Below are 20683 nucleotides of genomic sequence, written 5' to 3' on the forward strand. Positions count from 1 at the left end.
CGCGGGCTCGTGCCCGCCTTGCCGCCGACCGTTTCGCGCATCCCCTCTCCCCGCACGCGGGGAGAGGGCCGCGACGACCCCGTCGTCGTCGCGGCGAGGCGGCAGCCGACGGTGAGGGGGCTTCGACCGGCGAGCCTCCCAGGGCACCGTCCCCTCACCGCCGCCTCGGCTTCGCCTCCGCTTCCCGGCCGCACGACGAGGTGCGGCCGGGCCTCTCCCCGCGTGCGGGGAGAGGGGGGCCCTCCCCACTGCCGGGGCATCCCGCGATGACCGTCCTCGACGCCTACGCGCTGCTGCGGCCGTGGTGGCTGCTGGCGATTCCCCTGGTCGCCGTGCTGGCCTTCCGCGCCGCCGCCCGCGCCGCGCCCCTCGGCGACTGGGCGCGGGCGGTCGATCCGGCGCTGATGGCGCTGATGGTCCGGCGCGGGGCGGTGCTCGGCGGGCGGCGGCAGGCGAACCTCGCGGCCGCGCTCGCCGCCGGCTTCGTGGCGCTGGCGCTCACCGGGCCCGCGGTCGAGCGCAAGGACGCGACGACCTTCCGCAACCTCGACGCGACGGTCATCGTCGCCGACCTGTCGCGCTCGGTCGCCGAGGGCGGCGGGCTGAAGGACCTGCGCCAGATCGCGCAGGGCGTGGCCGAGGCCGCCGGCACCCGCGCGGTGGCGCTGGTGGTCTATGCCGGCGACGCCTACGTCGCGACCGGGCCGACCACCGACCGCGACAGCTTCGGCACCACCCTGTTCGCGCTCGATGCCGACACGGTGCCCGACCGCGGCAGCCACCCCGAGCGCGGGCTGGCGCTGGCCCGCCGCACCCTGGAGGAGGCCGGCGCGCTCGCCGCCGACGTGGTGCTGATCACCGACGGCGACGGCATCGGCGACGCGGCCCTGCGCGAGGCCGAGGCGATGCGGGCCAAGGGCTGGCGGCTCCAGGGGGTGTTCGTGCCGGCGCAGAAGACCCTGCCGCCCGGCGCGCCGAAGACCGACCGGGCCGCCCTCGACCGGCTCGCCGCCGCCGGCGGCGGGGTCGCGGCCGACCTGTCGGCACCCGCCCCGGTGCTCGACGCGGTCGGCGCCGGCACCGCGCAGCACCTGGCGGCGGGCGGCTACGCCGTGCTCGCCTTCGCCGATCTCGGGCGCTGGCTGCTGCTGCTCGCGCTGGGGCCGGCGCTGATCCTGTTCCGGAGGAGCGCGTGATGACCGCCTTCGCGCTCGGCCGCCGGCCGCTCTCCCCCGCCGTCTCGGCCGCGCTCTCCCGCGGCTGGCGGCGCTGGGCCCGGACCTTCGGGCTCGCCGCGGCCGGGGCCGGGATCCTCGCGCTGATGCTGGTCTCGCAGCCGCGCACCGGCCTCGGCCGCCTGCTGATCGGGGTCGGACTGCCCTCGGCGGCGCTCGCGGTGCTCGACGATCCGGCCTGGCGCGGGCCGGCCCTGTACGAGGCCGGCCGCTACGACGAGGCGGCGGCTGTGTTCCGCAACGGCGGCCGGCGCAACGCCTACAACCTCGGCAACGCGCTCGCCCGGACGGGCGACTATGCCGGCGCGATCGAGGCCTACGACGCGGCGCTGCAGTTCAACCCGCGCGACGCCGACGCGCAGGCCAACCGCTCGCTGATCGCCCAGCTCGTCGCCGAGGCGATCGACCGCAAGGGCGGCGGCACCGCCAACGGCTCGGCGCAGTACGGCGCCCGCTACAACAACACCGCCAACCAGGAGAAGGACAACACCCTCCAGGCCAATTCCAGCGGCGAGGGCCTGGCGGGCAACAAGGAGGCGAGCTCCTCGGCCTCGATCCCCGGCAACAGCAAGGTCGCGCGCCGCGGCCAGGCCGAGCAGCAGACCTTGGAATCGGGCCGCGGCGAGGCCCGGGGCTCGGCCGGCGACGCCGCCGGGCGCGGCCGCACCGGCGGCGGCTCGGCGATGGTGGCCGAGGCCCCCGAGAAGGAGGTGCGCCGCGTCACCAAGAGCTTCGAGGCGCACGAGATCCGCCCCGACCGCCTCTGGCTCCGGACCCTGCCGGACGACCCCGGCCGCTACCTCAAGCTCCGCCTCAAGGCCGAGCAGGCCCGCCGCATCGAAGCCGGCACCAGCATGCCCGCCGGGAGCAACCCATGGTGAGGTTTTGGAATGCCGACGGCCTATCTCGTCATCGCCGGACGCGGGCGCCGGAGGAGGCCCGGGAAGCACTGCGCGGCTCCTTCTCCCAGGGGGAGAAGGGTGGGATGAGGGGCGTGACCTCTCCGGGGCGTTCTCATCCCTCACCCCGACCCTCTCCCGCCCGGGAGAGGGGGCCCGCGCTCGCTTCGGCGGCGTCACGCCTTCGCCCCGGCGCCTGGGCTTGCGCGGCGCTCGCCGCCCTCCTCCTGGCCCAGCCCGCCCGCGCCGAGGTCGAGCCGGGCGACCTCACCCTCACGGTCACGCCCGAATTGAACGGCAACGCCGCGCCGTTCGTGCGCGAGATGGTGCTGCTGCGCATCCACGGGGTCTACAAGCAGCAGATCCTGCTCGAGGAGGTGATCCAGCCGACGCTGGCCAACTTCAGCTGGAGCCAGCTCGGCCGCGACCGCTGGAGCAGGACCAAGCTGAAGGACGGCCAGAGCGCCATCGCCTTCGACCGGGTGATCGCGGTGTTCCCGCACCATGCCGGCGACTTCACGATCGAGCCGTTCGACCACCGCCTGACGATCAACGACGACGGCCAGCGCCGGGTGATCGACGTGCGCTCCGGCCCGGTCGCGCTGCCGGTCGCGACCTGGACCAAGGAGGGCGGCGGCCCGGACGCCAAGGAGCCGTGGTGGCTGCCGGCCAAGGACGTGACGATCACCGATTCCTGGTCGCCCGACCCGGAGACGGTGAAGCTCGGCGACACCACCCGGCGCATCGTGACGGTGGAGGCGCAGGGCATGGTCGCCGAGGGGCTGCCGCCGCGCCCGGTGATGCGCACCCGCGGCATCCTCACCTTCGCCGGTCCGGTCACCCGCGAGACCCTGATCACCCCCGCCGGCCCGGTGGCGCGCGCCACCTACCAGTGGGACGTGAAGGCCGGCGTGCCCGAGATCATCCCCCTCGACGCGATCGTCATCCCGTGGTTCGACACGGTGTCGCGCACGATGCGCGAGGCCGAGATCCCCGCCCGCCAGATCGGCGGCGGCCTGCCCGACCGGGAAGGCGACCTCGCCCCCCCGCTCGCCACCGCGCCGTGGGTCGCGGCCGCCGCCGGGCTCGCCGCCTTCGGCCTCGGGCTGGCGCTGATCGGGTTCGGGACGGGCGCCGGGCGCCTGCGGCTGCCGCGCGGCGCCCGGGCGGCCCTGCGCCGCGCGGCGGCCGCGAACGACGCCGCCGCCTTCCGCGCCGCGACGCTCTCGGCCGAGCCCGACCTCGCCCGGGCCTGGCGCGCCGACCCCGATACCGCCGCCGGCCTCGCGGGCCTCGACCGCGCGCTCTACGCGCCGGGCGGTGCCGCGGCGCCGGACCTCCGGGCGCTCGCCCGCCGGCTGTCGCGCCCCGTCCGCCTGCGGGGCGCGGGCCCGGTCGCGGCCGACCGGCTCCATCCGCTCGACGGCCCCTTGAACGGCCCCCTCGATCGCCCGCTCGGCCGCTGACGCCCGGCGCCGGGCCCTCCTCAGTCGACCGCGATGGCGACGAGGGAGAACAGCCCGGCGAGCAGCAGGTTGGCGACGAGCACAAGGGCGATGACGGTCATGGACATCTTGTCGGTTGGGGCGGCCGGTCCGGCGCGCCGCCGTCCATAGCCCAGGCGCCCGGGCCCTGTCCGCGGGGCCGCTGGCGAAGCGCGAAAAGTCCCGCCGGCGATGCAGGCCGGCCACGTCACCGCGGAGCCGCAGGCAAGCGCCGACGGCGCGTCCGAACGTGCACGCCTTGCGTGTGCAACGCTTTCCCCACACCATCGTTAACGATCGGTTCGCGAACGGGGTGCGGCATGACGATGACAGCGATCGGCGGGGCCCTGACGGCGGCGTCCGGCTTCTTCGGCCTCGGCGGCCGCCTGCGCGCCGACGCGCCCGCGGCCGGCCCGGCGGCCGACGACGCCTTCGCCCCGCAGGCCGACGGTCCCGCCCCCGGCGACCCCTGGTTCGAGGCCGTGGCCGAAGCGCTGGCCGAGGCGGGATACCTCGACAGCTAGGGCGCCCGCGGCCCCGCGGTTCCTCCGCGTCCATGCATGCGTGGACGGGATCGCGGCTGCGCCGTCGCCTGTCCGTCATCGCCTCGCAGGCGCGGCACCGTTCGGCCCGAGACGCTAAAACGTTCGTTCTAAGAAACGGGCTGGTCACCGCAAATATCTTCTTCGGATGGGACGGTTCGGAGAAGATCCGGTTTTTCGCGTGTAAAATACCAGCGGGCTCGGCAAGCGATGGCTCATCGAAGCGCCGTGTTCCGGTCGTGCAGCGCCGCTCGACCAGTTGACAACGTTCTGTAAAAAGAACGAAAACCCGGTCTCTTCGTAAGGGATACGGGCCGAGACCGGCGCGCATCCCGCGGTGATGACCGGAGGATCGGCGTGAGCGAGCGGCACGGAACACGGCGGACGGGGCGGATCGGGCGGCGGGCGGCCTTGGCGGGGCTGTGCCTGGCCGGCGGCCTGCTCACGGTGGTCGGCGCGCGCGCCGAGACGGCCCTGCTCAACGTCTCGTACGATCCGACGCGCGAGCTCTACCGCGACATCAACGCGGCCTTCGCCGAGGACTGGAAGGCCAGGACCGGCGAGACCGTGACGGTGCGCGCCTCGCATGGCGGCTCGGGCTCGCAGGCCCGCACGGTGATCGACGGGGTCGACGCCGACGTGGTGACGCTGGGCATCCCCTCCGACATCGACGCGATCGCCAAGCTCACCAAGCGCATCCCCGAGGATTGGCGCGGCAAGCAGCCGAATGCCGGCCTGCCCTACACCTCGACGGTGGTGTTCCTCGTGCGCAAGGGCAACCCGAAGGGCGTCAAGGACTGGGGCGACCTCGCCAAGCCCGACATCAAGGTCATCACCCCGAACCCCAAGACCTCGGCCGGCGGGCGCTGGAACTTCCTCGCCGCCTGGGGCTACGCCTACAACCAGGACAAGGACGCGGCCAAGGCCGACGCCTTCGTCGGCACCGTCTACAAGAACGTGCCGGTGCTCGACACCGGCGCCCGCGGCTCCACCGTCACCTTCGCCCAGCGGGGCCTGGGCGACGTGCTGCCGACCTGGGAGAACGAGGCCTACCTCGTGCTCCAAGAGTTCGGCGCCGACAAGTTCGACATCGTCGTGCCGCCGACCTCGATCTACGCCGAGCCGCCGGTGGCGCTGGTCGACGCCAACGTCGACCGCAAGGGCACCCGCAAGCAGGCCGAGGCCTACCTGGCCTTCCTCTACACCGACAAAGCGCAGGCGATCTTCGCCAAGCACCATTACCGCCCCTTCAAGCCCGCCGCGGCGGCCGAGGCCGACCTCAAGCAGCTGCCGGACATCAAGCTGTTCAAGATCGAGGATCTCCAGGGCAACTGGGACGAGATCCAGAAGCGGAACTTCGACACCGGCGGCCTGTTCGACCAGCTGAGCCGCCAGGGGCGGTAGCGCCGACCGACCCCCTCTCCCCATCCGGGCAGCCGATCCCGGGCAGGCCCGAGGTCGCCGGGAGAAGGGACCCGCGATCGGGCCGGCCGCGTCGACCGATCCGAACGTTTCTCGAGAGACTTCCCATGGTCGCCCCACCCCGCCCGAAGCGGCGCTTCCGACAAGCCAGCGTGATCCCCGGCTTCGGGCTCACCTTCGGCTACACGCTGACCTGCCTCGGGCTGGTGGTGCTGCTGCCGCTGGCCGCCCTCGTCGCCAAGGCCTCGGGCCTCGGCCTCTCGGGGATCTGGTACGTCGCCACCGACCCGCGCGTGGCCAGCGCCCTCAGGATCAGCTTCGGCGTGTCGCTGCTCGCCGCGCTCACCGCCTCGGTGTTCGGCTTCCTCGTCGCCTGGGTGCTGACCCGCTACCGCTTCCCGGGTCGCAAGCTCGTCGACGCCGTGGTCGACCTGCCCTTCGCCCTGCCGACCGCGGTGGCGGGCATCGCGCTGGCCTCGCTCTATGCCCCGAACGGCCTCGTCGGCGCGCAGCTGGCGCGGCTCGGCATCCAGGCGGCCTACACGCCGGTCGGCATCTTCATCGCCATGGTGTTCATCGGCCTGCCGTTCGCCGTGCGCACCGTGCAGCCGCTGATCGCCGAGATCGACAAGGAGGTCGAGGAGGCCTCCGCGACGCTGGGCGCCACCCGGTGGACGACGCTGATCAAGGTGGTGCTGCCGCCGCTGATCCCGGCGGTGCTCACCGGCTTCGCGCTGGCCTTCGCCCGCGGCGTCGGCGAGTACGGCTCGATCATCTTCATCGCCGGCAACCTGCCCTACGTCTCCGAGATCGCGCCGCTGCTGATCGTCATCAAGCTCTCGGAGTTCGATTACGGGGGCGCGGCCGCCATCGCCACGATCATGCTCGGGATCTCGTTCCTGACCCTGCTGGCGATCAACCTGATCCAGGCCTGGAGCCGCCGGAGGTTCGGTTATGTCTGATCTGAGCCTGACGGCCGCGCCGGCGCAGGAGGAGGCCGCCAGCGAGGGCCGCCTCGTGCGCGGGCTGCTGATCGGCACCGCGGTGGTGTTCCTGGCGCTGTTCCTGGTGCTGCCGCTGTTCACGGTGTTCGCCCAGGCGCTCTCCCGCGGCGTGGGCGCCTATCTTGAGGCCTTCTCCGAGCCCGACGCCTGGACCGCGATCCGCCTGACGCTGACGGTGGCGGCGATCGCCGTGCCGTTCAACCTCGTCTTCGGGGTCGCGGCCGCCTGGGCCATCGCCAAGTTCGAGTTTCCCGGCAAGAGCCTGCTGATCACGCTGATCGACCTGCCGTTCTCGGTCTCGCCGGTGGTCTCGGGGCTGATCTACGTGCTGCTGTTCGGGAGCCGCGGCCTGTTCGGCGGCTGGCTGCAGGACCACGGCATCCAGATCCTGTTCGCGCTGCCCGGCATCGTGCTGGCGACGGTGTTCGTCACCTTCCCGTTCGTCGCCCGCGAGCTGATCCCGCTGATGCAGGAGCAGGGCAACGCCGAGGAGGAGGCGGCGCTGACGCTCGGCGCCACCGGCCTCCACACCTTCCGCACGGTGACGCTCCCCAACATCCGCTGGGGCCTGCTCTACAGCGTGCTTCTCTGCAACGCCCGCGCCATGGGCGAGTTCGGCGCGGTCTCGGTGGTGTCCGGGCATATCCGCGGCCTGACCAACACCATCCCGCTCCACGTGGAGATCCTCTACAATGAGTACAATTTCGTCGCCGCCTTCGCCGTCGCTTCGCTCCTTGCCGGACTCGCCCTTGTCACCCTCGCCCTCAAATCCCTCCTCGAATGGCGCTACGGGGCGGAGCTCGGGTCGCGGGCACGGCATTAACGCGAACTCGACCGCGATCCGCGTCGAGGGCCTGTCGAAGACCTTCGACACGGCCGCCGTGCTGCACGACTTCAACCTCGACGTGCGCGCGGGCGAGCTGCTCGGCCTGCTCGGCCCCTCGGGCTCGGGCAAGACGACGCTGCTGCGCATCATCGCCGGGCTCGACACGCCGGACCGCGGCCGCATCCTGTTCGGCGGCGACGACGCCACCTTCCTGCCGGTGCAGCAGCGCGCGGTCGGGTTCGTGTTCCAGCACTACGCGCTGTTCAAGCACATGAGCGTGGCCGACAACATCGCCTACGGGCTGAACGCGCGAAAGCGCGCGGAGCGGCCGCCGGCGCCGGAGATCAAGCGCCGCGTCGGCGAGCTGCTCGACCTGATCCGGCTGTCGGGCTTCGCCGACCGCTATCCCTCGCAGCTCTCGGGCGGCCAGCGCCAGCGCATCGCGCTCGCCCGCGCGCTCGCCGTCGAGCCGCGCGTCCTGCTCCTCGACGAGCCGTTCGGGGCGCTCGACGCGCAGGTCCGCAAGGACCTGCGCCGCTGGCTGCGCGAGATCCACGACCGCACCGGCCAGACCACGATCTTCGTCACCCACGACCAGGACGAGGCGCTGGAGCTCTCCGACCGCGTCGCCGTGCTCGACAAGGGGCGGCTCGAGCAGGTCGGCACCCCGGACGAGGTCCAGGAGAACCCGGCCTCGGCCACCGTGCTGCGCTTCCTCGGCGACGCCATCGAGGTCGAGGCGATCGCCGAGGGCGGCCGGGTCCGCGTCGACGGCAAGCCGACCCCGGTCGCCGCGCCCGCCGGCCTCATCGGCCCGGTGAAGCTGTTCGTGCGGCCCTGGCAGCTCCAGCTGGTGGAGCCCGCCACCGCCCACCTCACCGGCACCGTCCGCTCGTCCTACCGCAGCCAGGGCCGCCAGCGCATCGAGGTCGGCCGCCCCGACGGCGGCCTGCTGATCGTCGAGGATTCCGACGGCGAGCGCTACGCCGCCGGCCGCGAGGTCGGCCTGCGGATCAACGGGGGGTACGTGTTCGGGTAAGCTTCCTCCACGAGGGCGTCGGGCTCACGCATCTCTGCCTGACGGTACCGGATGGCTCGTCGGAAGCGGCGCCTGGCCCCTGTCGCGAACAAGCGATCGAATTCCCGCCTCGTTGCCCGCGCTTGCGCCTCCGACGATCCGTGCACGGCGGCGATCGGTCGGCAGATCGATGCGATCTTAGCGCACCGCTTGCCCCGAGGCGTCTGACATCGCGCGATCGGAGCGGCACGGCCGCCCCTCACGCCGTGGTCCCGTCCCGGCGGCGGAGCACCGAGTGCTTGCGGCTGTAGAAGAAGTAGATCGCGAAGCCGATCGCCATCCACACGACGAGCCGCAGCCAGGTGTCGAGGGGCAGGCCCGCCATCAGGAACAGGCAGGACAGGATGCCGAGGATCGGCACCGTCGGCACGCCCGGCACGCGGAACGGCCGGTACATCTCCTTGTCCGAGCGGCGCAGGTAGATCACCGAGCCGCAGACCAGGATGAAGGCGGCGAGCGTGCCGATGCTGACCATCTCGCCGAGGATCCCGATCGGCACCAGCGCCGCCACGATCGCCACCGCCGCGCCGATCAGGATCTGGCTGCGATAGGGCGTCTGGTAGGTCGGGTGCACGTGGGCGAACAGGCGCGGCAGCAGCCCGTCGTTGGCCATGGTGTAGAAGATCCGGCTCTGGCCGTAGAGCAGCACCAGGATCACGGTGGTCAGCCCGGTGAGCGCCCCGAGCTTGATCAGCGCCGAGAACCAGGCGATGCCGATCACGTCGACGCCCTTGGCGATCGGGTCGGGGACGTTGAGGTCCTTGTAGGGCACCACGCCGGTGAGCACCGCGGCGACCAGCACGTAGAGCACCGTGCAGATCGCGAGCGAGCCGAGGATGCCGATCGGCATGTCGCGCTGGGGCGATTTCGCCTCCTGCGCGGCGGTGGAGACCGCGTCGAAGCCGATGAAGGCGAAGAACACCACGCCCGCGCCGCGCAGCACGCCGCTCCACCCGAAATGGCCGAAGCTGCCGTCGTTGTCGGGAATGAACGGGGTCCAGTTGGCCTGCTTGATGTAGCCGTAGCCGAGCACGATGAAGGCCAGCACCACGGTGAGCTTTACCGCCACCATGACGTTGTTGAGCCGGGCCGATTCCTTGGTGCCGCGCACCAGCATCAGCGTGAGCAGCCCGACGATCAGCACCGCCGGCAGGTTCATCAGCGCGGTGGCGTCCGACCCGTCCGCGAGCTTCACCGCGGTGCCGGGCGCGGCGGTGAAGCGGGGCGGGATGACGAGCCCGACATCCTTGAGCAGGCTGACGACGTAGCCGGACCAGCCCACCGCCACGGTGGCCGCGCCCATGGCGTATTCGAGGATCAGGTCCCAGCCGATGATCCAGGCGAAGAACTCGCCCAGCGTCGCGTAGGTGTAGGTGTAGCTCGATCCCGCCACGGGGATGAGCGCGGCCATCTCGGCGTAGCACAGGCCGACGAAGGCGCAGGCGATGCCGCCGGCGACGAAGGACAGCATGATCCCCGGCCCGGCATATTGCGCGGCCGCCGTGCCGGTGAGCACGAAGATGCCCGCGCCGATCACCGCGCCGATGCCCATCGCGATGATCGAGAACAGGCCGAGCGATTTCGAGAGCTGATGCCCGTCGCTCTCGCCCCCGGCGAGGATGTCTTCGACGGTCTTGCGCCCCGTCAGGCCGGAGGGTTGATCCGTGTCAGCCATGGTCGCTCCGATCCGCGCGGCGGCATCCGGCACCATGTCGGGCGGCTCTCGGGGATGCCAGCCGGCGACGCGACTGATCCCCCGGTTTCGCTCGGCCCCCGGTGACGTTCGGCCCGCCCCCGCCCGGCAAGGAGCGTGCCGTCCCGGCGGCGCCTCGGCCGGGCTGTCGAGTTCGTGAGCCCGCCGGCCGGGTTTTACCGGTATCCGGGCCCCGCGCACGGCACGGCGATGCGTGCTAGACCGGTTTTCGGCGGGGGAACGCGGGTTTGTCGGTCGTACAACGGCACAACACGAAGATCGCCGGGGCCGGCGAGACCGCGATGGTCTTCGCCCACGGCTTCGGCTGCGATCAGAACATGTGGCGCTTCGTGGCGCCCGCCTTCGCGGATCGCTACCGGACGGTTCTGTTCGACCATGTCGGCGCCGGCGGCTCGGACCTGTCGGCCTACGACCCGGCGCGGTACGCCACGCTCGACGGCTACGCCGACGACGTGGTCGCGCTCGCCCGCGCCCTCGGCGTGCGGCGCGGCGTCTTCGTCGGCCACTCGGTCAGCGCCATGGTCGGCATCCTCGCCGCGAAGGCGGCGCCCGAGCTGTTCGACACCCTCGTCCTGGTCTGCCCCTCGCCGCGCTACGTCGACGACGCGGAGGGCGGCTACGTCGGCGGCTTCACCGCGGCGCAGGTGGAGGAACTGCTCAACTTCCTCGACAGCAACCACATGGGCTGGTCCCAGGCGATGGCCCCGACGATCATGGGCAACGCCGACCGCCCCGAGCTCGGCGCGGAATTGACCAACAGCTTCTGCCGCACCGATCCGGACATCGCCAAGCGCTTCGCCCGGACCACGTTCCTGTCCGACAACCGCGCCGACCTCGAGAACGTCGCCGCCCGCTGCCTGGTGATCCAGTGCGCGGAGGACGTGATCGCCCCCCGGGAGGTCGGCGAGTACGTCCACCGCAACCTGCCGGGCAGCGCGCTCGTCCTGCTCGACGCGACCGGGCATTGCCCGAACCTCAGCGCGCCCGAGGCGACGGTCGCGGCGATCGAGGCGTTCCTCCGAGGGTGATGACGTGGACGAGGCGACGCCCACCTCCGGGGTGCAGGAGGCCGACGACCTCGCCGACCTGTTCGAGAACGCGCCCTGCGGCTACGCCTCGGCCCTGCCGAGCGGGCGCCTGTCGAAGGTCAACCGGACGCTGGCGACCTGGACCGGATACCCGGCCGGCCACCTCGTCGGGCGCCGCTTCCTCGACCTGCTGACCATCGCCGGCAAGATCTACTACGAGACCCATTTCGCGCCGCTGCTGCGGATGCAGGGCTTCTTCAACGAGGTCGCCCTCGACCTCGTGCGCGCGGACGGCCGGACGCTGCCGGTGCTGGTCAACGCGGTGGTCCGCCGGGACGAGGCGGGCGAGATCCGCTTCATCCGGATCACCGTGTTCAACGCCTCCGACCGCCGGCGCTACGAGCGCGACCTGCTCGCGGCGCGGCGCGCCGCCGACGAGGCCACCGCCGCGCTGCGGGAGCTCAACCTCACCCTGGAGACGCGGGTCGCCGAGCGGACGGCCCAGCGCGACCGGGCCTGGCGGCTGTCGCAGGAATTGCTGATCGTGGCGCTGCCGGACGGCACCCTGGAGAGCGTCAACCCGACCTGGGCCGAGCTGCTGGGCTGGCGCAACGACGAGCTGATCGGCCGGTCGTTTGCCGCCTACACCCACCCGGACGACCTCGCCGCGACCCTGGCGGCCTTCGCCGCCATCCTGGAGCGGCCGCTCACGATTCCGTACGAGTACCGCTTCCGCCACAAGGACGGCTCGTACCGGTCGTTCGCCTGGACCGCCGCGTTCGAGGACGGCCGCGTCTACGCCTCGGGGCGCGACACCACGCTCGAGCGGGAGCAGGCCGACGCCCTGCGCCAGTCGCAGAAGATGGAGGCGGTGGGCCAGCTCACCGGCGGCCTCGCGCACGACTTCAACAACCTGCTCGCGGGCATCGCCGGCTCGCTGGAGATGATGCAGACCCGGATGCGGCAGGGCCGGGTCGAGGACGTCGCGCGCTACATGGCCGCCGCCCAGGGCGCCGCGCGCCGCGCCGCGGCCCTGACGCACCGGCTGCTGGCCTTCTCGCGCCGGCAGACCCTCGATCCCCGGCCCACCGACGTGAACCGCCTCGTGGCGGGGATGCACGAGCTGATCCAGCGCACCGTCGGCCCGGGCATCCCGGTCGAGGTCGCCGCCGGCGCGCGGCTGTGGACCGCCCTGGTGGACGCGTCCCAGCTCGAGAACGCGCTGCTGAACCTGTGCATCAACGCCCGCGACGCGATGCCGGACGGCGGCCGCATCACGGTCGAGACCACCAACGCGCGGTTCGACGCGCGCGCCGCCCGCCAGCACGACATGCCGGAGGGGCAATACCTCGCGCTGTGCGTGGCCGACACCGGCACCGGCATGCCGCCGGAGGTGGTCGCCCGGGTGTTCGAGCCGTTCTTCACGACGAAACCGATGGGGGCGGGCACCGGCCTCGGGCTCTCGATGATCTACGGCTTCGCCAAGCAGTCGGGCGGGGAGGTGCGGGTCCGCTCGGAGGTCGGGGCCGGCACCCGCGTGAGCATCTTCCTGCCCCGCCACCACGGCGACGCCGAGGCCGAGGGCAAGGTGGCGGCCGGCCCGGCGCGGCCGCGCTCCGGGCAGGGCGAGACGGTGCTGGTGGTCGACGACGAGCCGACGGTGCGGATGCTGCTCGCCGACATCCTGGAGGATCTCGGCTACACCGCGATCGAGGCGAGCGACAGCGCCGCCGGCCTCAAGCTGCTGCAATCGGACGTGCGCATCGACCTGCTGGTGACCGATGTCGGCCTGCCGGGCGGGATGAACGGGCGCCAGATGGCCGATGCCGGCCGCGCCCGCCGGCCCGACTTGAAGGTGCTGTTCATCACCGGCTACGCCGAGAACGCCGCGCTCGGCGAAGGCCACATGGCCCCCGGCATGGCGGTGGTGACCAAGCCGTTCTCCGTCGACGCCATGGCCGAGCGCGTCCGCGCGATGATCGAGGCGCCGCGCCCGGCCTGATCGCCGTGGCGCCGCCCCCGGCTTCCGATGGGCCGCCTTCTGATCTATCGCGGAGGGCGGCGCCCCGGGAGGCGCGCGATGCGGAGGCACCGGCATGGGCGTGGCGACGGATCCGGAGCGGGGCACCCGCCCCGACGTGCTGGCGGCGATCGGCGGGACGCCGCTGATCCGGCTGCGCCGGGCGTCGGAGGAGACCGGCTGCACCATCCTCGGCAAGGCCGAGTTCCTCAATCCCGGCCTCTCGGTGAAGGACCGGGCGGCGCGCGCGATCGTCGAGGACGCCGAGGCGCGCGGGCTGATCCGGCCGGGCGGCACCATCGTCGAGGGCACGGCGGGCAACACCGGGATCGGGCTGGCGCTGGTGGCCTCCGTGCGCGGCTACCGCACGGTGATCGTCATCCCGGTCACCCAGTCGGAGGAGAAGAAGCAAACCCTGCGGCTCGCCGGCGCCCGCCTCGTCGAGGTGCCGGCGGTGCCGTACGCCAACCCGAACAACTACGTCCACGTGGCGCGCCGCCTCGCCGAGCGGCTCGCGGCCACCGAGCCCGCCGGCGCGTTCTTCGCCGACCAGTTCGACAACGTCGCCAACCGCGGCGCGCACGAGCGGCACACCGGCCCCGAGATCTGGGACCAGACCGGCGGCACCCTCGACGGCTTCGTCTGCGCGGCCGGCACCGGGGGCACGCTCGCCGGGACGGCGCTGGCCCTGCGGGCGCGCAACCCCGAGGTCGCGATCGCGCTCGCCGACCCCGAGGGCTCGGCGCTCCACGCGCACTACACCGCCGGGACGCTCAAGGCCGAGGGCTCGTCGATCACCGAGGGCATCGGCCAGGGGCGGATCACCCGGAACCTCGAGGGGTTCGCGCCCGACCACGCCTTCCGCATCCCCGACGCGGAGGCGCTCGACATCGTGTTCGGGCTGATGCGGGAGGAGGGGCTGTCGCTCGGCGGCTCGTCCGGCATCAACGTCGCCGGCGCGATCCGGCTGGCGCGGGTGCTCGGCCCCGGCCACACCATCGCGACGATCCTCTGCGACGGGGCGGCGCGCTACGCCTCGAAACTGTTCAACCCCGCCTTCCTGCGCGAGCGCGGCCTGCCGACGCCGGACTGGCTGGACGAAGCCGGCGCGCCGCTGCCGGACTGGCACGCTTGAGCCGGCAAAACCGTCCGTCACGTTTGCGTGCGAATTATTTGAACGGAACGGATTGTCGCGGCGTTTGAACGGTCAAGCTCACGACCCGTGCGCTCCCGCGGAGACTTTCTTCCATGTCGCTCGTCACCATTCTGCTCATCATCCTGATCATTCTCGCCTTCGGTGGTGGCGGCTTCCTCGGCGGCGGCGCCTATCGCGGCCCGGGCTTCGGCCTCGGCGGCATCCTGATCATCGTCCTGATCGTGCTGCTGGTCACCGGCCGGCTCTGACGCCGGACGCGGGGGCCCGGTTCCGCGATCCGCGATCGGGGACAGGCTCCCGACGCCCCCTTCGCGATCTGCGGATCGCGGAGGGGGCTCTGTTTTCCGTGAGGTCTGATCGTCTTCACGCGAGCCGGGATCCACCGCGCTCGAAACCGCTCTAGCGGGCGCAGACGATCCCGATCACGGCGCCGCCGACCGCAGAGGCGGCGGCGCCGACGCTGCCGGCACCGGCGGTCGACGGCCGCGTCGCGATGCCGGCCTCGCCCAGGACGGCGGCGACGACCGTCCCCGGGATCACCGGGAAGCTCGCCGGCGGCATCACGCCCGCGATCAGCCGCGGCGCCGCCGGATAGGACGCCACGAGCCCCGCGAGGCCGCCCGCCCGGTCGAGCACCGGCGCCCCAGCCGACCCGGGCTGCAACGGCGCCGTCACCCGCGCCGCGCCCACCATCGCGCCCGGCGCGACCGACACGCCCGCATCCCCGCCCGCTGCCTCGGGCGCCTCCTGCGCCGCGACCACGACGCGATCCTCGGACGCCGACGCTCCGACGATGCCCGGCAGGCGCGGCGCCGGCAGCCCGGCGGCCTCCAGCAGCGCCAGGCCGCGCTCGCTGCGCAACACCCTGGCCGGGGCGCTCCCGATCCGCGGGGCCGGGCATGCCTCCAGCACCGCCGACGCGGTCAGCACCCGCCCCGGCGCCACGACGAGGCCGGTGCCGACGACGTTCGGGGCCGAGGCGACCTGCGGAGCACCCGAGCTCTGCGGAGCGCCCGACGCCGGTGGCGCGGCGGCCGGCGCGGTCGCGATCCGGGGCGCCTCGCCCGGCGTCCCGGGAAACGGCACGAAGCTGTTGGCGATGGCGATGACGAGGCGGTCGATCTCGCCCGCCTGCGCCGCCTCGTAGCCGATGGCGAAGCCGCGGATGCCCTCCGGCCCGGCGGCGTAGCGCACGTACGAGCGCCCCGAGGCGGTCTCGCCGGTGACGACGATGAAGTCCGGCCGCTTGAGCTTGTACGTCACCTTGCGGTCGGCGAGCGGCGCGGTCGCGCGGGTGAACAGCGCGTCGAGGTCGGTGCCGCCGGCGGGAAACGACCGGCTCTCCAGGGTCAGGCGCCCGTCGGCGCTCTGCCAGCGGGTTCCGCCGGGGACCGCGCTGCGCTTGGGCAGCATCCGCTCGGGCACGCCGAGCGCCGCGCCGCTGGCGGGATCGGCCTGCACGGTGAAGCGCACGGCCTTCCGCGCCGCCTCGCCCGCCGCCAGGATCGCGGCGCGGCTGCGCGGATCGAGGGGGTCGCCGGCGTCGGTGCGGGCGCGGGCGGCGCTCAGCGCCTCGAAGGTCCGCCGGCCGAAGGCGCCGTTGACGACGCTGTTGTAGTCGCCGGTCCAGACCAGCGCGTCCTGCAGCGCCTTGCGCTCGGCTTCCGGCAGGGCCTCGAACCCGGCCCGCATCGCCTCGAAGGCCGGGTCCGGCGCGGCGGCGGGCGGGCGCGGCGGCTGCGGTTTCGGCGCCTGCGCGGCGGCGGAGGCGGCGGCGGCCAGCGTCAGGGCGAGGGCGAGGATCACGCCGCGGGCCGGATCGCAGGCGGAGGCCGGCCCGCGCGCGGGGGCGGGAGCCCGGTCGCGGAGCGGGGGGACGCGCGGTCGGCCTGTGGCGCGGGCGGGCATGCGGGCGATTCCCGGAAGCGTGAGCGTGCCGGACGGTGGCAGAGGCGGCGGCCGAAGGCCAGGGCGGGGCGCCGCGCCCTCGACAATCCCGGCCGCCGCCCCACCCTCACCGCGACGCGAAAGCAGCGAGAGGCGCCGATGACCCACCCAGCGATCGAACCCGGCCGGACGGCCGTCGTCACCGGGGCGGCCAGCGGCATCGGGCTCGCGGCGGCGCAGGCCTTCGCGCGGGCCGGCATGAACGTGTGGCTCGCCGACCTGCCGGGCGAGGCGCTCGAATCCGCCCGCGCCGCGGTGGCGAGGCTCGCCGCCGTGGAGGTGCGCGCCTTCGCCCTCGACGTCGGTCAGCGCCCGGCGATGGAGGCGTTCGCGCAGGCCGTCGCCGCCGGGGGCCCGCCCGCCCTGGTGATGCTCAACGCCGGCATCGAGGCGGGCGGCACGCTGTTCTCCGAGGAGGCGACCTGGCGCAGGATCCTCGACACCAACCTGTGGGGGGTGATCAACGGCATCCACGCCTTCGCGCCGGCGATGATCGCGGGCCAGAAACCCGGCGCCGTGATCGTCACCGGCTCGAAGCAGGGCATCACCACGCCGCCGGGCAACACGCCCTACAACGTCTCGAAGGCGGGCGTGAAGGCGGCGACCGAGGCGCTCGCGCACGACCTGCGCGGCCGCGACGGCTGCCGCATCTCGGCGCACCTGCTGATCCCGGGCTTCGTCTATACCGGGCTGGCCAGGGCCCGCGGCGTCGCCGAGAAGCCGCCCGGCGCCTGGACGCCCGACGAGACGGTGGCCTTCCTGCTGGAGCGGATGGCGCAAGGCGACTTCTACATCCTCTGCCCCGACAACGAGACCACCCGCGCCCAGGACGAGCGCCGGATCGCGTGGGCGGCCGGCGACATCATCGAGAACCGCCCGGCGCTCTCGCGCTGGCACCCGGATCATTCCGAGGCGTTCCGGCGGGCGATGGACGGGTAGGGCCCGGGCCGGCGCGCCCCGGCGCATCCTCCGCGCGGCCCGGCCCTCAGGCCGGGATGGCGGCGGCCAGCGCCGTGCTCGGGGGCGTCTTCGGGCGCGGCATGACGCTCGCCGGGCAGGGCGGCGGATCGTCGTCGTCGTCGCGCCGCTTCGGGCGGACATACGTGTGCAGGTCCGCGAGGCGGCGCAAGCGGCGTGGCGCGGCGCGCCTCGTCCGAGCCGGGCCTGCCCGGCGGACCGCCCGGTCGAGCTCGCCCAGCGCCGCGAGGACGGCGTCGACCGAGACCGGCTCGGCCCGGCTGCCGACGAGGCACCGCATGCCGGGCGAATCCGCGAGCACGCAGGCATCCGACGCCCAGGACGCCAGGATCGCGCGCTTGTCCGCCCGTGAGAGCGCGGGGTGGGCCAGGACCTCCCGCGGGTGGCGGAACACGTCGCCGGGGGCGACGAGCGCCTGCCAGGCCTCGAACGAGGCCGGATGGGCGCCGCCGCAATCATGCGCGCCATCGGGGTTCATGGCGCCGGAACCGGGATTCATGGCGCCGGAACGGAACAGCTGCGTCTCCCTCATCGATGATCCTCCTTCCTGCTGCGCGATGGGATGGACGTACGGGCCGGAGCCCCCCGCGCGGGCCCGCAGGCCCGCGCGGCAAGGTTCACGGCCGTCGAAATCGAGGCGCGCGCCGGGGGCTCAGGCCGCCTTGCGCCCGGTCTCGATCCGGCTCGGCGCGTCGTCCTGGCTGACCGCGTCCCGGCTCACGGCGGGCACCGTCCCGCCGATCGGGATGCGCCGCGGCTTGAGGGCCTCGGGCACCTCGCGCTTGAGGGTCACGGTGAGCAGGCCGTGCTCGAGGCTCGCGCCGACGACCGTCACGTGGTCGGCCAGCTCGAAGGTCTGGCGGAACGTGCGGGTGGCGATGCCGCGATGCAGGATCCGGCGCTCGTCCTCGGCCGCCTTTCGCCGGCCGGCGACCAGAAGGCTGGCGCCGTGCTGCGTCAGCTCGATCTCGCCGGGCGCGAAGCCGGCGACGGCCATGGTGATGCGATAGGCGTCGTCGGCCACCCGCTCGATGTCGTAGGGCGGCCAGGTCGACGACGCCTCGGCCTGCGCGGCTCGGTCCAGCATCGCGAACAGGCGGTCGAAGCCGACGGTGGATCGGTAGAGCGGTGCGAAATCAAGGGTCCTCATGACCACATCCTCCTGGGAGCAACGTGATGACAAGGGTCGCCGGATGCCTTCCGGCGCCCGTGGGCGAGCCTTCGAACGGCCTCGCGCGCAGAAAATGCGAACACCGCGATCCGGTTCCCGGCCGGCTCCGAAAAATTCTCCTGGCGTCCGGCGTGCGATGCCGGGGGAGGGGGCCCGAACGCCGGGCCTCGCGCGGGCCCGCCGACGAGCCGCGGGACGGCGGGTCGGGGTCGCCGGCCCGCGCTTCCCCCGATGCAACCGTAAGGTTATAGCAGGTGACGGCATCCGTATTCGCGCGGCCGCTTCGGCGTGCGTGCAACACTTCGTCGGTAGCGGGGGCTTAACCGCTTGCCGCGTAGAGGATGAACACCGCGCCCGAGAGGAAAAACTCGGTCTTGCGCCGTCATCCCGGGGCTTTCGAATGCGTGCCGTCGTCGATCTACGCCTGATGACCAAGCTCCTGCTGGTCTTCGCGGTCATCATCGGCGCGGCCGGCCTCGCCGCGCTGGTGAGCTGGCGCGGCCTCGGCTCCGTCGAGGAGGCGCAACGGTGGCGCGATCACACCTACCGGGTCCTGGAGCAGGTCGAGGCGCTGACCACCGCCATGGTCAACCAGGAGACCGGCCTGCGCGGGTACCTGCTGAGCGCCGAGCCGAGCTTCCTCGAGCCCTACCGGGCCGGCACCAAGGCCTACGCCGATGCCCTCGCCCGGATCCGCGCGCTGGTCTCCGACAACCCGGCGCAGCTGCAGCGCCTGGGCGCGCTCGACCAGGACGCCCAGGCCTGGCACGGCGGAATCGCCGAGCGCGAGATCGCGCTGATGCGCGACGAGCCGACGCGCGGCCAGGCGCGGCAGCTTGAGATCTCCGGCGCCGGCAAGGCGGCGATGGACCGGCTGCGCCTGAAGGCCGCCGAGATCGCGACGATCGAGCGGAGCCTGCTGGACGATCGGGCGCGGATCGCCGAGGCCGCCGGCGCCGGCTCGCGTCAGGCCGTCCTCGTCGGGCTCCTCGCCATGCTCGCCGCCGCCGCCATGGGCGCGCTCCTGGTGAACTGGGCGGTCTCGCGCCCGATCCGGGCGATCACCGACCTGATGGGCCGCCTCGCGCGCGGCGACACCGGCGCCGAAATCCCGTTCCGGGACCGCCGCGACGAGGTCGGGGCGATCGCGGGCGCCGTCCAGGTCTTCAAGGACACCCTGATCCGCACGCAGGCGCTGGAGGCCGAGACGGCGCTCGCCCGCGCCTCGGCCGAGGAGCAGCGCAAGGCCGGCATGCGCCAGATGGCCGACGGGTTCGAGCAGGCGGTCGGCGGCATCGTCGGGCGGGTGTCGTCCTCGGCCGGCGCGCTGCAGGCCACCGCCCGGACCATGACGGCCACGGCGGCCGGGACCGCCAGCCAGTCGACGACGGTGGCCGCCGCCGCCGAGGAGGCGGCCGTCAACGTCAACACCGTGGCCGCCGCCGCCGAGGAGCTCGGCGCCTCGGTTCAGGAGATCGGCCGGCAGGTCTCGGGATCGACCGACCTGGCGCAGCGCGCCGTCGCCGAGGCCGACGATACCGCCGCCCTGGTGCAGGACCTTAGCGCCGCGGCCGGGAAGATCGGCGACGTGATCGGCCTGATCTCCAACATCGCGAGCCAGACCAACCTGCTGGCGCTCAACGCGACGATCGAGGCGGCGCGGGCCGGGGAGGCCGGCCGCGGCTTCGCGGTGGTCGCCGTCGAGGTGAAGGAGCTCGCCGCCCAGACCGCGCGGGCCACGCAGGAGATCTCGGACCAGATCGGCCAGATCCAGGGCGCCACCGGGCAGGCCGTGCACGCGATCGGCTCGATCGCGGCGCGCATCCGCGAGATCGACATGGTGGCGACGACGATCGCGGCCGCCGTCGAGCAGCAGGGCGCGGCCACGCAGGAGATCGTGCGCAACGTCGGGCAGGCGTCCAGCGGGACGAACGAGGTGACGAGCAACATCGCGGGCGTGGCGCGCGCGTCCGAGGACACCGGGGCGGCCGCCAGCCAGGTGCTCGCCTCCGCCTCCGAGCTGTCGCGCCAGTCCGAGCACCTGACGGCGGAGGTCGCCCGCTTCCTGGCGACGGTCCGCGCCGCCTGACCGCCCGGCCCCGCGGCGCCCGTCCGGGCGGGGCCTCGGGGCGCGACGCCCGTGCCCGAGCGCGGCCGAGGCCGGGCCGGTGGCGCTCCG

The 20683-nt window shown here is 73.4% G+C and carries 18 protein-coding genes; 14 read left to right on the plus strand and 4 right to left on the minus strand.

The window, feature by feature from the left end:
- The first annotated feature begins 266 nt into the window (after nucleotides 1-266).
- From MKK70_RS10235 to MKK70_RS10270, 8 genes are all read left to right on the plus strand, one after another.
- Entirely contained in the window at nucleotides 267-1196 is a 930-nt protein-coding gene (locus MKK70_RS10235; RefSeq protein ID WP_147860389.1) for a vWA domain-containing protein, read from the plus strand.
- The gene (locus MKK70_RS10240; RefSeq protein ID WP_243947417.1) at nucleotides 1196-2116 is read left to right on the plus strand and encodes a tetratricopeptide repeat protein; all 921 of its coding nucleotides are present in this window, start codon (nucleotides 1196-1198) and stop codon (nucleotides 2114-2116) included. Before MKK70_RS10235 ends, MKK70_RS10240 begins: the two co-directional genes overlap by 1 nt.
- A 245-nt stretch (nucleotides 2117-2361) precedes the next feature.
- A complete protein-coding gene (locus MKK70_RS10245; RefSeq protein WP_243947518.1) occupies nucleotides 2362-3600 on the plus strand; it encodes a hypothetical protein in 1239 nt (412 codons plus the stop codon).
- Nucleotides 3601-3938: 338 nt separating this feature from the next.
- Nucleotides 3939-4142 (plus strand): hypothetical protein, encoded by a 204-nt coding sequence (locus MKK70_RS10250; protein WP_243947419.1) that lies wholly within the window; start codon nucleotides 3939-3941, stop codon nucleotides 4140-4142.
- 411 nt (nucleotides 4143-4553) lie between these two features.
- Entirely contained in the window at nucleotides 4554-5564 is a 1011-nt protein-coding gene (locus tag MKK70_RS10255; protein ID WP_409566135.1) for a sulfate ABC transporter substrate-binding protein, read from the plus strand.
- 125 nt (nucleotides 5565-5689) lie between these two features.
- Nucleotides 5690-6544, plus strand: a complete 855-nt coding sequence (cysT, locus tag MKK70_RS10260; protein WP_147727628.1) for a sulfate ABC transporter permease subunit CysT — start codon at nucleotides 5690-5692, stop codon at nucleotides 6542-6544.
- Nucleotides 6537-7409, plus strand: a complete 873-nt coding sequence (cysW, locus tag MKK70_RS10265; protein WP_147727627.1) for a sulfate ABC transporter permease subunit CysW — start codon at nucleotides 6537-6539, stop codon at nucleotides 7407-7409. Before cysT ends, cysW begins: the two co-directional genes overlap by 8 nt.
- Nucleotides 7410-7467: 58 nt before the next feature.
- Nucleotides 7468-8451 (plus strand): sulfate/molybdate ABC transporter ATP-binding protein, encoded by a 984-nt coding sequence (locus tag MKK70_RS10270; RefSeq protein ID WP_243938825.1) that lies wholly within the window; start codon nucleotides 7468-7470, stop codon nucleotides 8449-8451.
- Between the two features lie 238 nt (nucleotides 8452-8689).
- Here MKK70_RS10270 and MKK70_RS10275 read toward each other — a convergent pair whose 3' ends face one another.
- A complete protein-coding gene (locus MKK70_RS10275; RefSeq protein WP_147727626.1) occupies nucleotides 8690-10165 on the minus strand; it encodes an amino acid permease in 1476 nt (491 codons plus the stop codon).
- 266 nt (nucleotides 10166-10431) lie between these two features.
- On the opposite strand from MKK70_RS10275, the gene MKK70_RS10280 reads away from it, so the two are divergent.
- The 4 genes from MKK70_RS10280 to MKK70_RS10295 all read left to right on the plus strand — a co-directional run bounded on the left by MKK70_RS10280 (nucleotide 10432) and on the right by MKK70_RS10295 (nucleotide 14656).
- Nucleotides 10432-11232, plus strand: a complete 801-nt coding sequence (locus tag MKK70_RS10280) for an alpha/beta hydrolase (RefSeq protein WP_313899085.1) — start codon at nucleotides 10432-10434, stop codon at nucleotides 11230-11232.
- 4 nt (nucleotides 11233-11236) lie between these two features.
- Nucleotides 11237-13234 carry a PAS domain-containing sensor histidine kinase gene (locus MKK70_RS10285; RefSeq protein ID WP_243947421.1) on the plus strand — a complete coding sequence of 666 codons (1998 nt, stop codon included), beginning with the start codon at nucleotides 11237-11239 and terminating at the stop codon, nucleotides 13232-13234.
- A gap of 94 nt (nucleotides 13235-13328) precedes the next feature.
- Complete coding sequence (locus tag MKK70_RS10290; protein ID WP_147844572.1) at nucleotides 13329-14387, plus strand: cysteine synthase A; 1059 nt, start codon at nucleotides 13329-13331, stop codon at nucleotides 14385-14387.
- A gap of 113 nt (nucleotides 14388-14500) precedes the next feature.
- Nucleotides 14501-14656, plus strand: coding sequence for a DUF3309 domain-containing protein (locus MKK70_RS10295; protein ID WP_147729453.1), 156 nt, complete (start codon nucleotides 14501-14503; stop codon nucleotides 14654-14656).
- Between the two features lie 151 nt (nucleotides 14657-14807).
- On the opposite strand, the gene MKK70_RS10300 is transcribed toward MKK70_RS10295, so the two are convergent.
- Nucleotides 14808-16316 (minus strand): serine protease, encoded by a 1509-nt coding sequence (locus tag MKK70_RS10300; RefSeq protein WP_243947423.1) that lies wholly within the window; start codon nucleotides 16314-16316, stop codon nucleotides 14808-14810.
- Nucleotides 16317-16454: 138 nt separating this feature from the next.
- On the opposite strand from MKK70_RS10300, the gene MKK70_RS10305 reads away from it, so the two are divergent.
- Complete coding sequence (locus tag MKK70_RS10305; RefSeq protein ID WP_147844730.1) at nucleotides 16455-17294, plus strand: SDR family NAD(P)-dependent oxidoreductase; 840 nt, start codon at nucleotides 16455-16457, stop codon at nucleotides 17292-17294.
- 46 nt (nucleotides 17295-17340) lie between these two features.
- On the opposite strand, the gene MKK70_RS10310 is transcribed toward MKK70_RS10305, so the two are convergent.
- On the minus strand, nucleotides 17341-17865 hold the full coding sequence (locus MKK70_RS10310; RefSeq protein WP_405041737.1) for a hypothetical protein: 525 nt from the start codon (nucleotides 17863-17865) through the stop codon (nucleotides 17341-17343).
- A 120-nt stretch (nucleotides 17866-17985) separates the two neighbouring features.
- Nucleotides 17986-18483 carry an Hsp20 family protein gene (locus MKK70_RS10315; protein ID WP_243947426.1) on the minus strand — a complete coding sequence of 166 codons (498 nt, stop codon included), beginning with the start codon at nucleotides 18481-18483 and terminating at the stop codon, nucleotides 17986-17988.
- Nucleotides 18484-18904: 421 nt separating this feature from the next.
- On the opposite strand from MKK70_RS10315, the gene MKK70_RS10320 reads away from it, so the two are divergent.
- Complete coding sequence (locus tag MKK70_RS10320; protein WP_243947427.1) at nucleotides 18905-20593, plus strand: methyl-accepting chemotaxis protein; 1689 nt, start codon at nucleotides 18905-18907, stop codon at nucleotides 20591-20593.
- Nucleotides 20594-20683: the final 90 nt, after the last annotated feature.

This window comes from Methylobacterium sp. E-041 (assembly GCF_022829665.1).
In the GTDB taxonomy this organism is placed as follows: domain Bacteria; phylum Pseudomonadota; class Alphaproteobacteria; order Rhizobiales; family Beijerinckiaceae; genus Methylobacterium.

Bases quoted from the DNA above. Each gene is read 5' to 3' on its own strand.
- cysW (WP_147727627.1), top strand. From the start codon at position 6,537: ATGTCTGATCTGAGCCTGACGGCCGCGCCGGCGCAGGAGGAGGCCGCC.
- MKK70_RS10310 (WP_405041737.1), bottom strand. From the start codon at position 17,865: ATGAGGGAGACGCAGCTGTTCCGTTCCGGCGCCATGAATCCCGGTTCC.
- MKK70_RS10295 (WP_147729453.1), top strand. From the start codon at position 14,501: ATGTCGCTCGTCACCATTCTGCTCATCATCCTGATCATTCTCGCCTTC.
- MKK70_RS10305 (WP_147844730.1), top strand. From the start codon at position 16,455: ATGACCCACCCAGCGATCGAACCCGGCCGGACGGCCGTCGTCACCGGG.
- MKK70_RS10315 (WP_243947426.1), bottom strand. From the start codon at position 18,483: ATGAGGACCCTTGATTTCGCACCGCTCTACCGATCCACCGTCGGCTTC.
- MKK70_RS10235 (WP_147860389.1), top strand. From the start codon at position 267: ATGACCGTCCTCGACGCCTACGCGCTGCTGCGGCCGTGGTGGCTGCTG.
- MKK70_RS10240 (WP_243947417.1), top strand. From the start codon at position 1,196: ATGACCGCCTTCGCGCTCGGCCGCCGGCCGCTCTCCCCCGCCGTCTCG.
- MKK70_RS10275 (WP_147727626.1), bottom strand. From the start codon at position 10,165: ATGGCTGACACGGATCAACCCTCCGGCCTGACGGGGCGCAAGACCGTC.
- MKK70_RS10250 (WP_243947419.1), top strand. From the start codon at position 3,939: ATGACGATGACAGCGATCGGCGGGGCCCTGACGGCGGCGTCCGGCTTC.
- MKK70_RS10300 (WP_243947423.1), bottom strand. From the start codon at position 16,316: ATGCCCGCCCGCGCCACAGGCCGACCGCGCGTCCCCCCGCTCCGCGAC.
- MKK70_RS10320 (WP_243947427.1), top strand. From the start codon at position 18,905: ATGCGTGCCGTCGTCGATCTACGCCTGATGACCAAGCTCCTGCTGGTC.
- MKK70_RS10290 (WP_147844572.1), top strand. From the start codon at position 13,329: ATGGGCGTGGCGACGGATCCGGAGCGGGGCACCCGCCCCGACGTGCTG.
- cysT (WP_147727628.1), top strand. From the start codon at position 5,690: ATGGTCGCCCCACCCCGCCCGAAGCGGCGCTTCCGACAAGCCAGCGTG.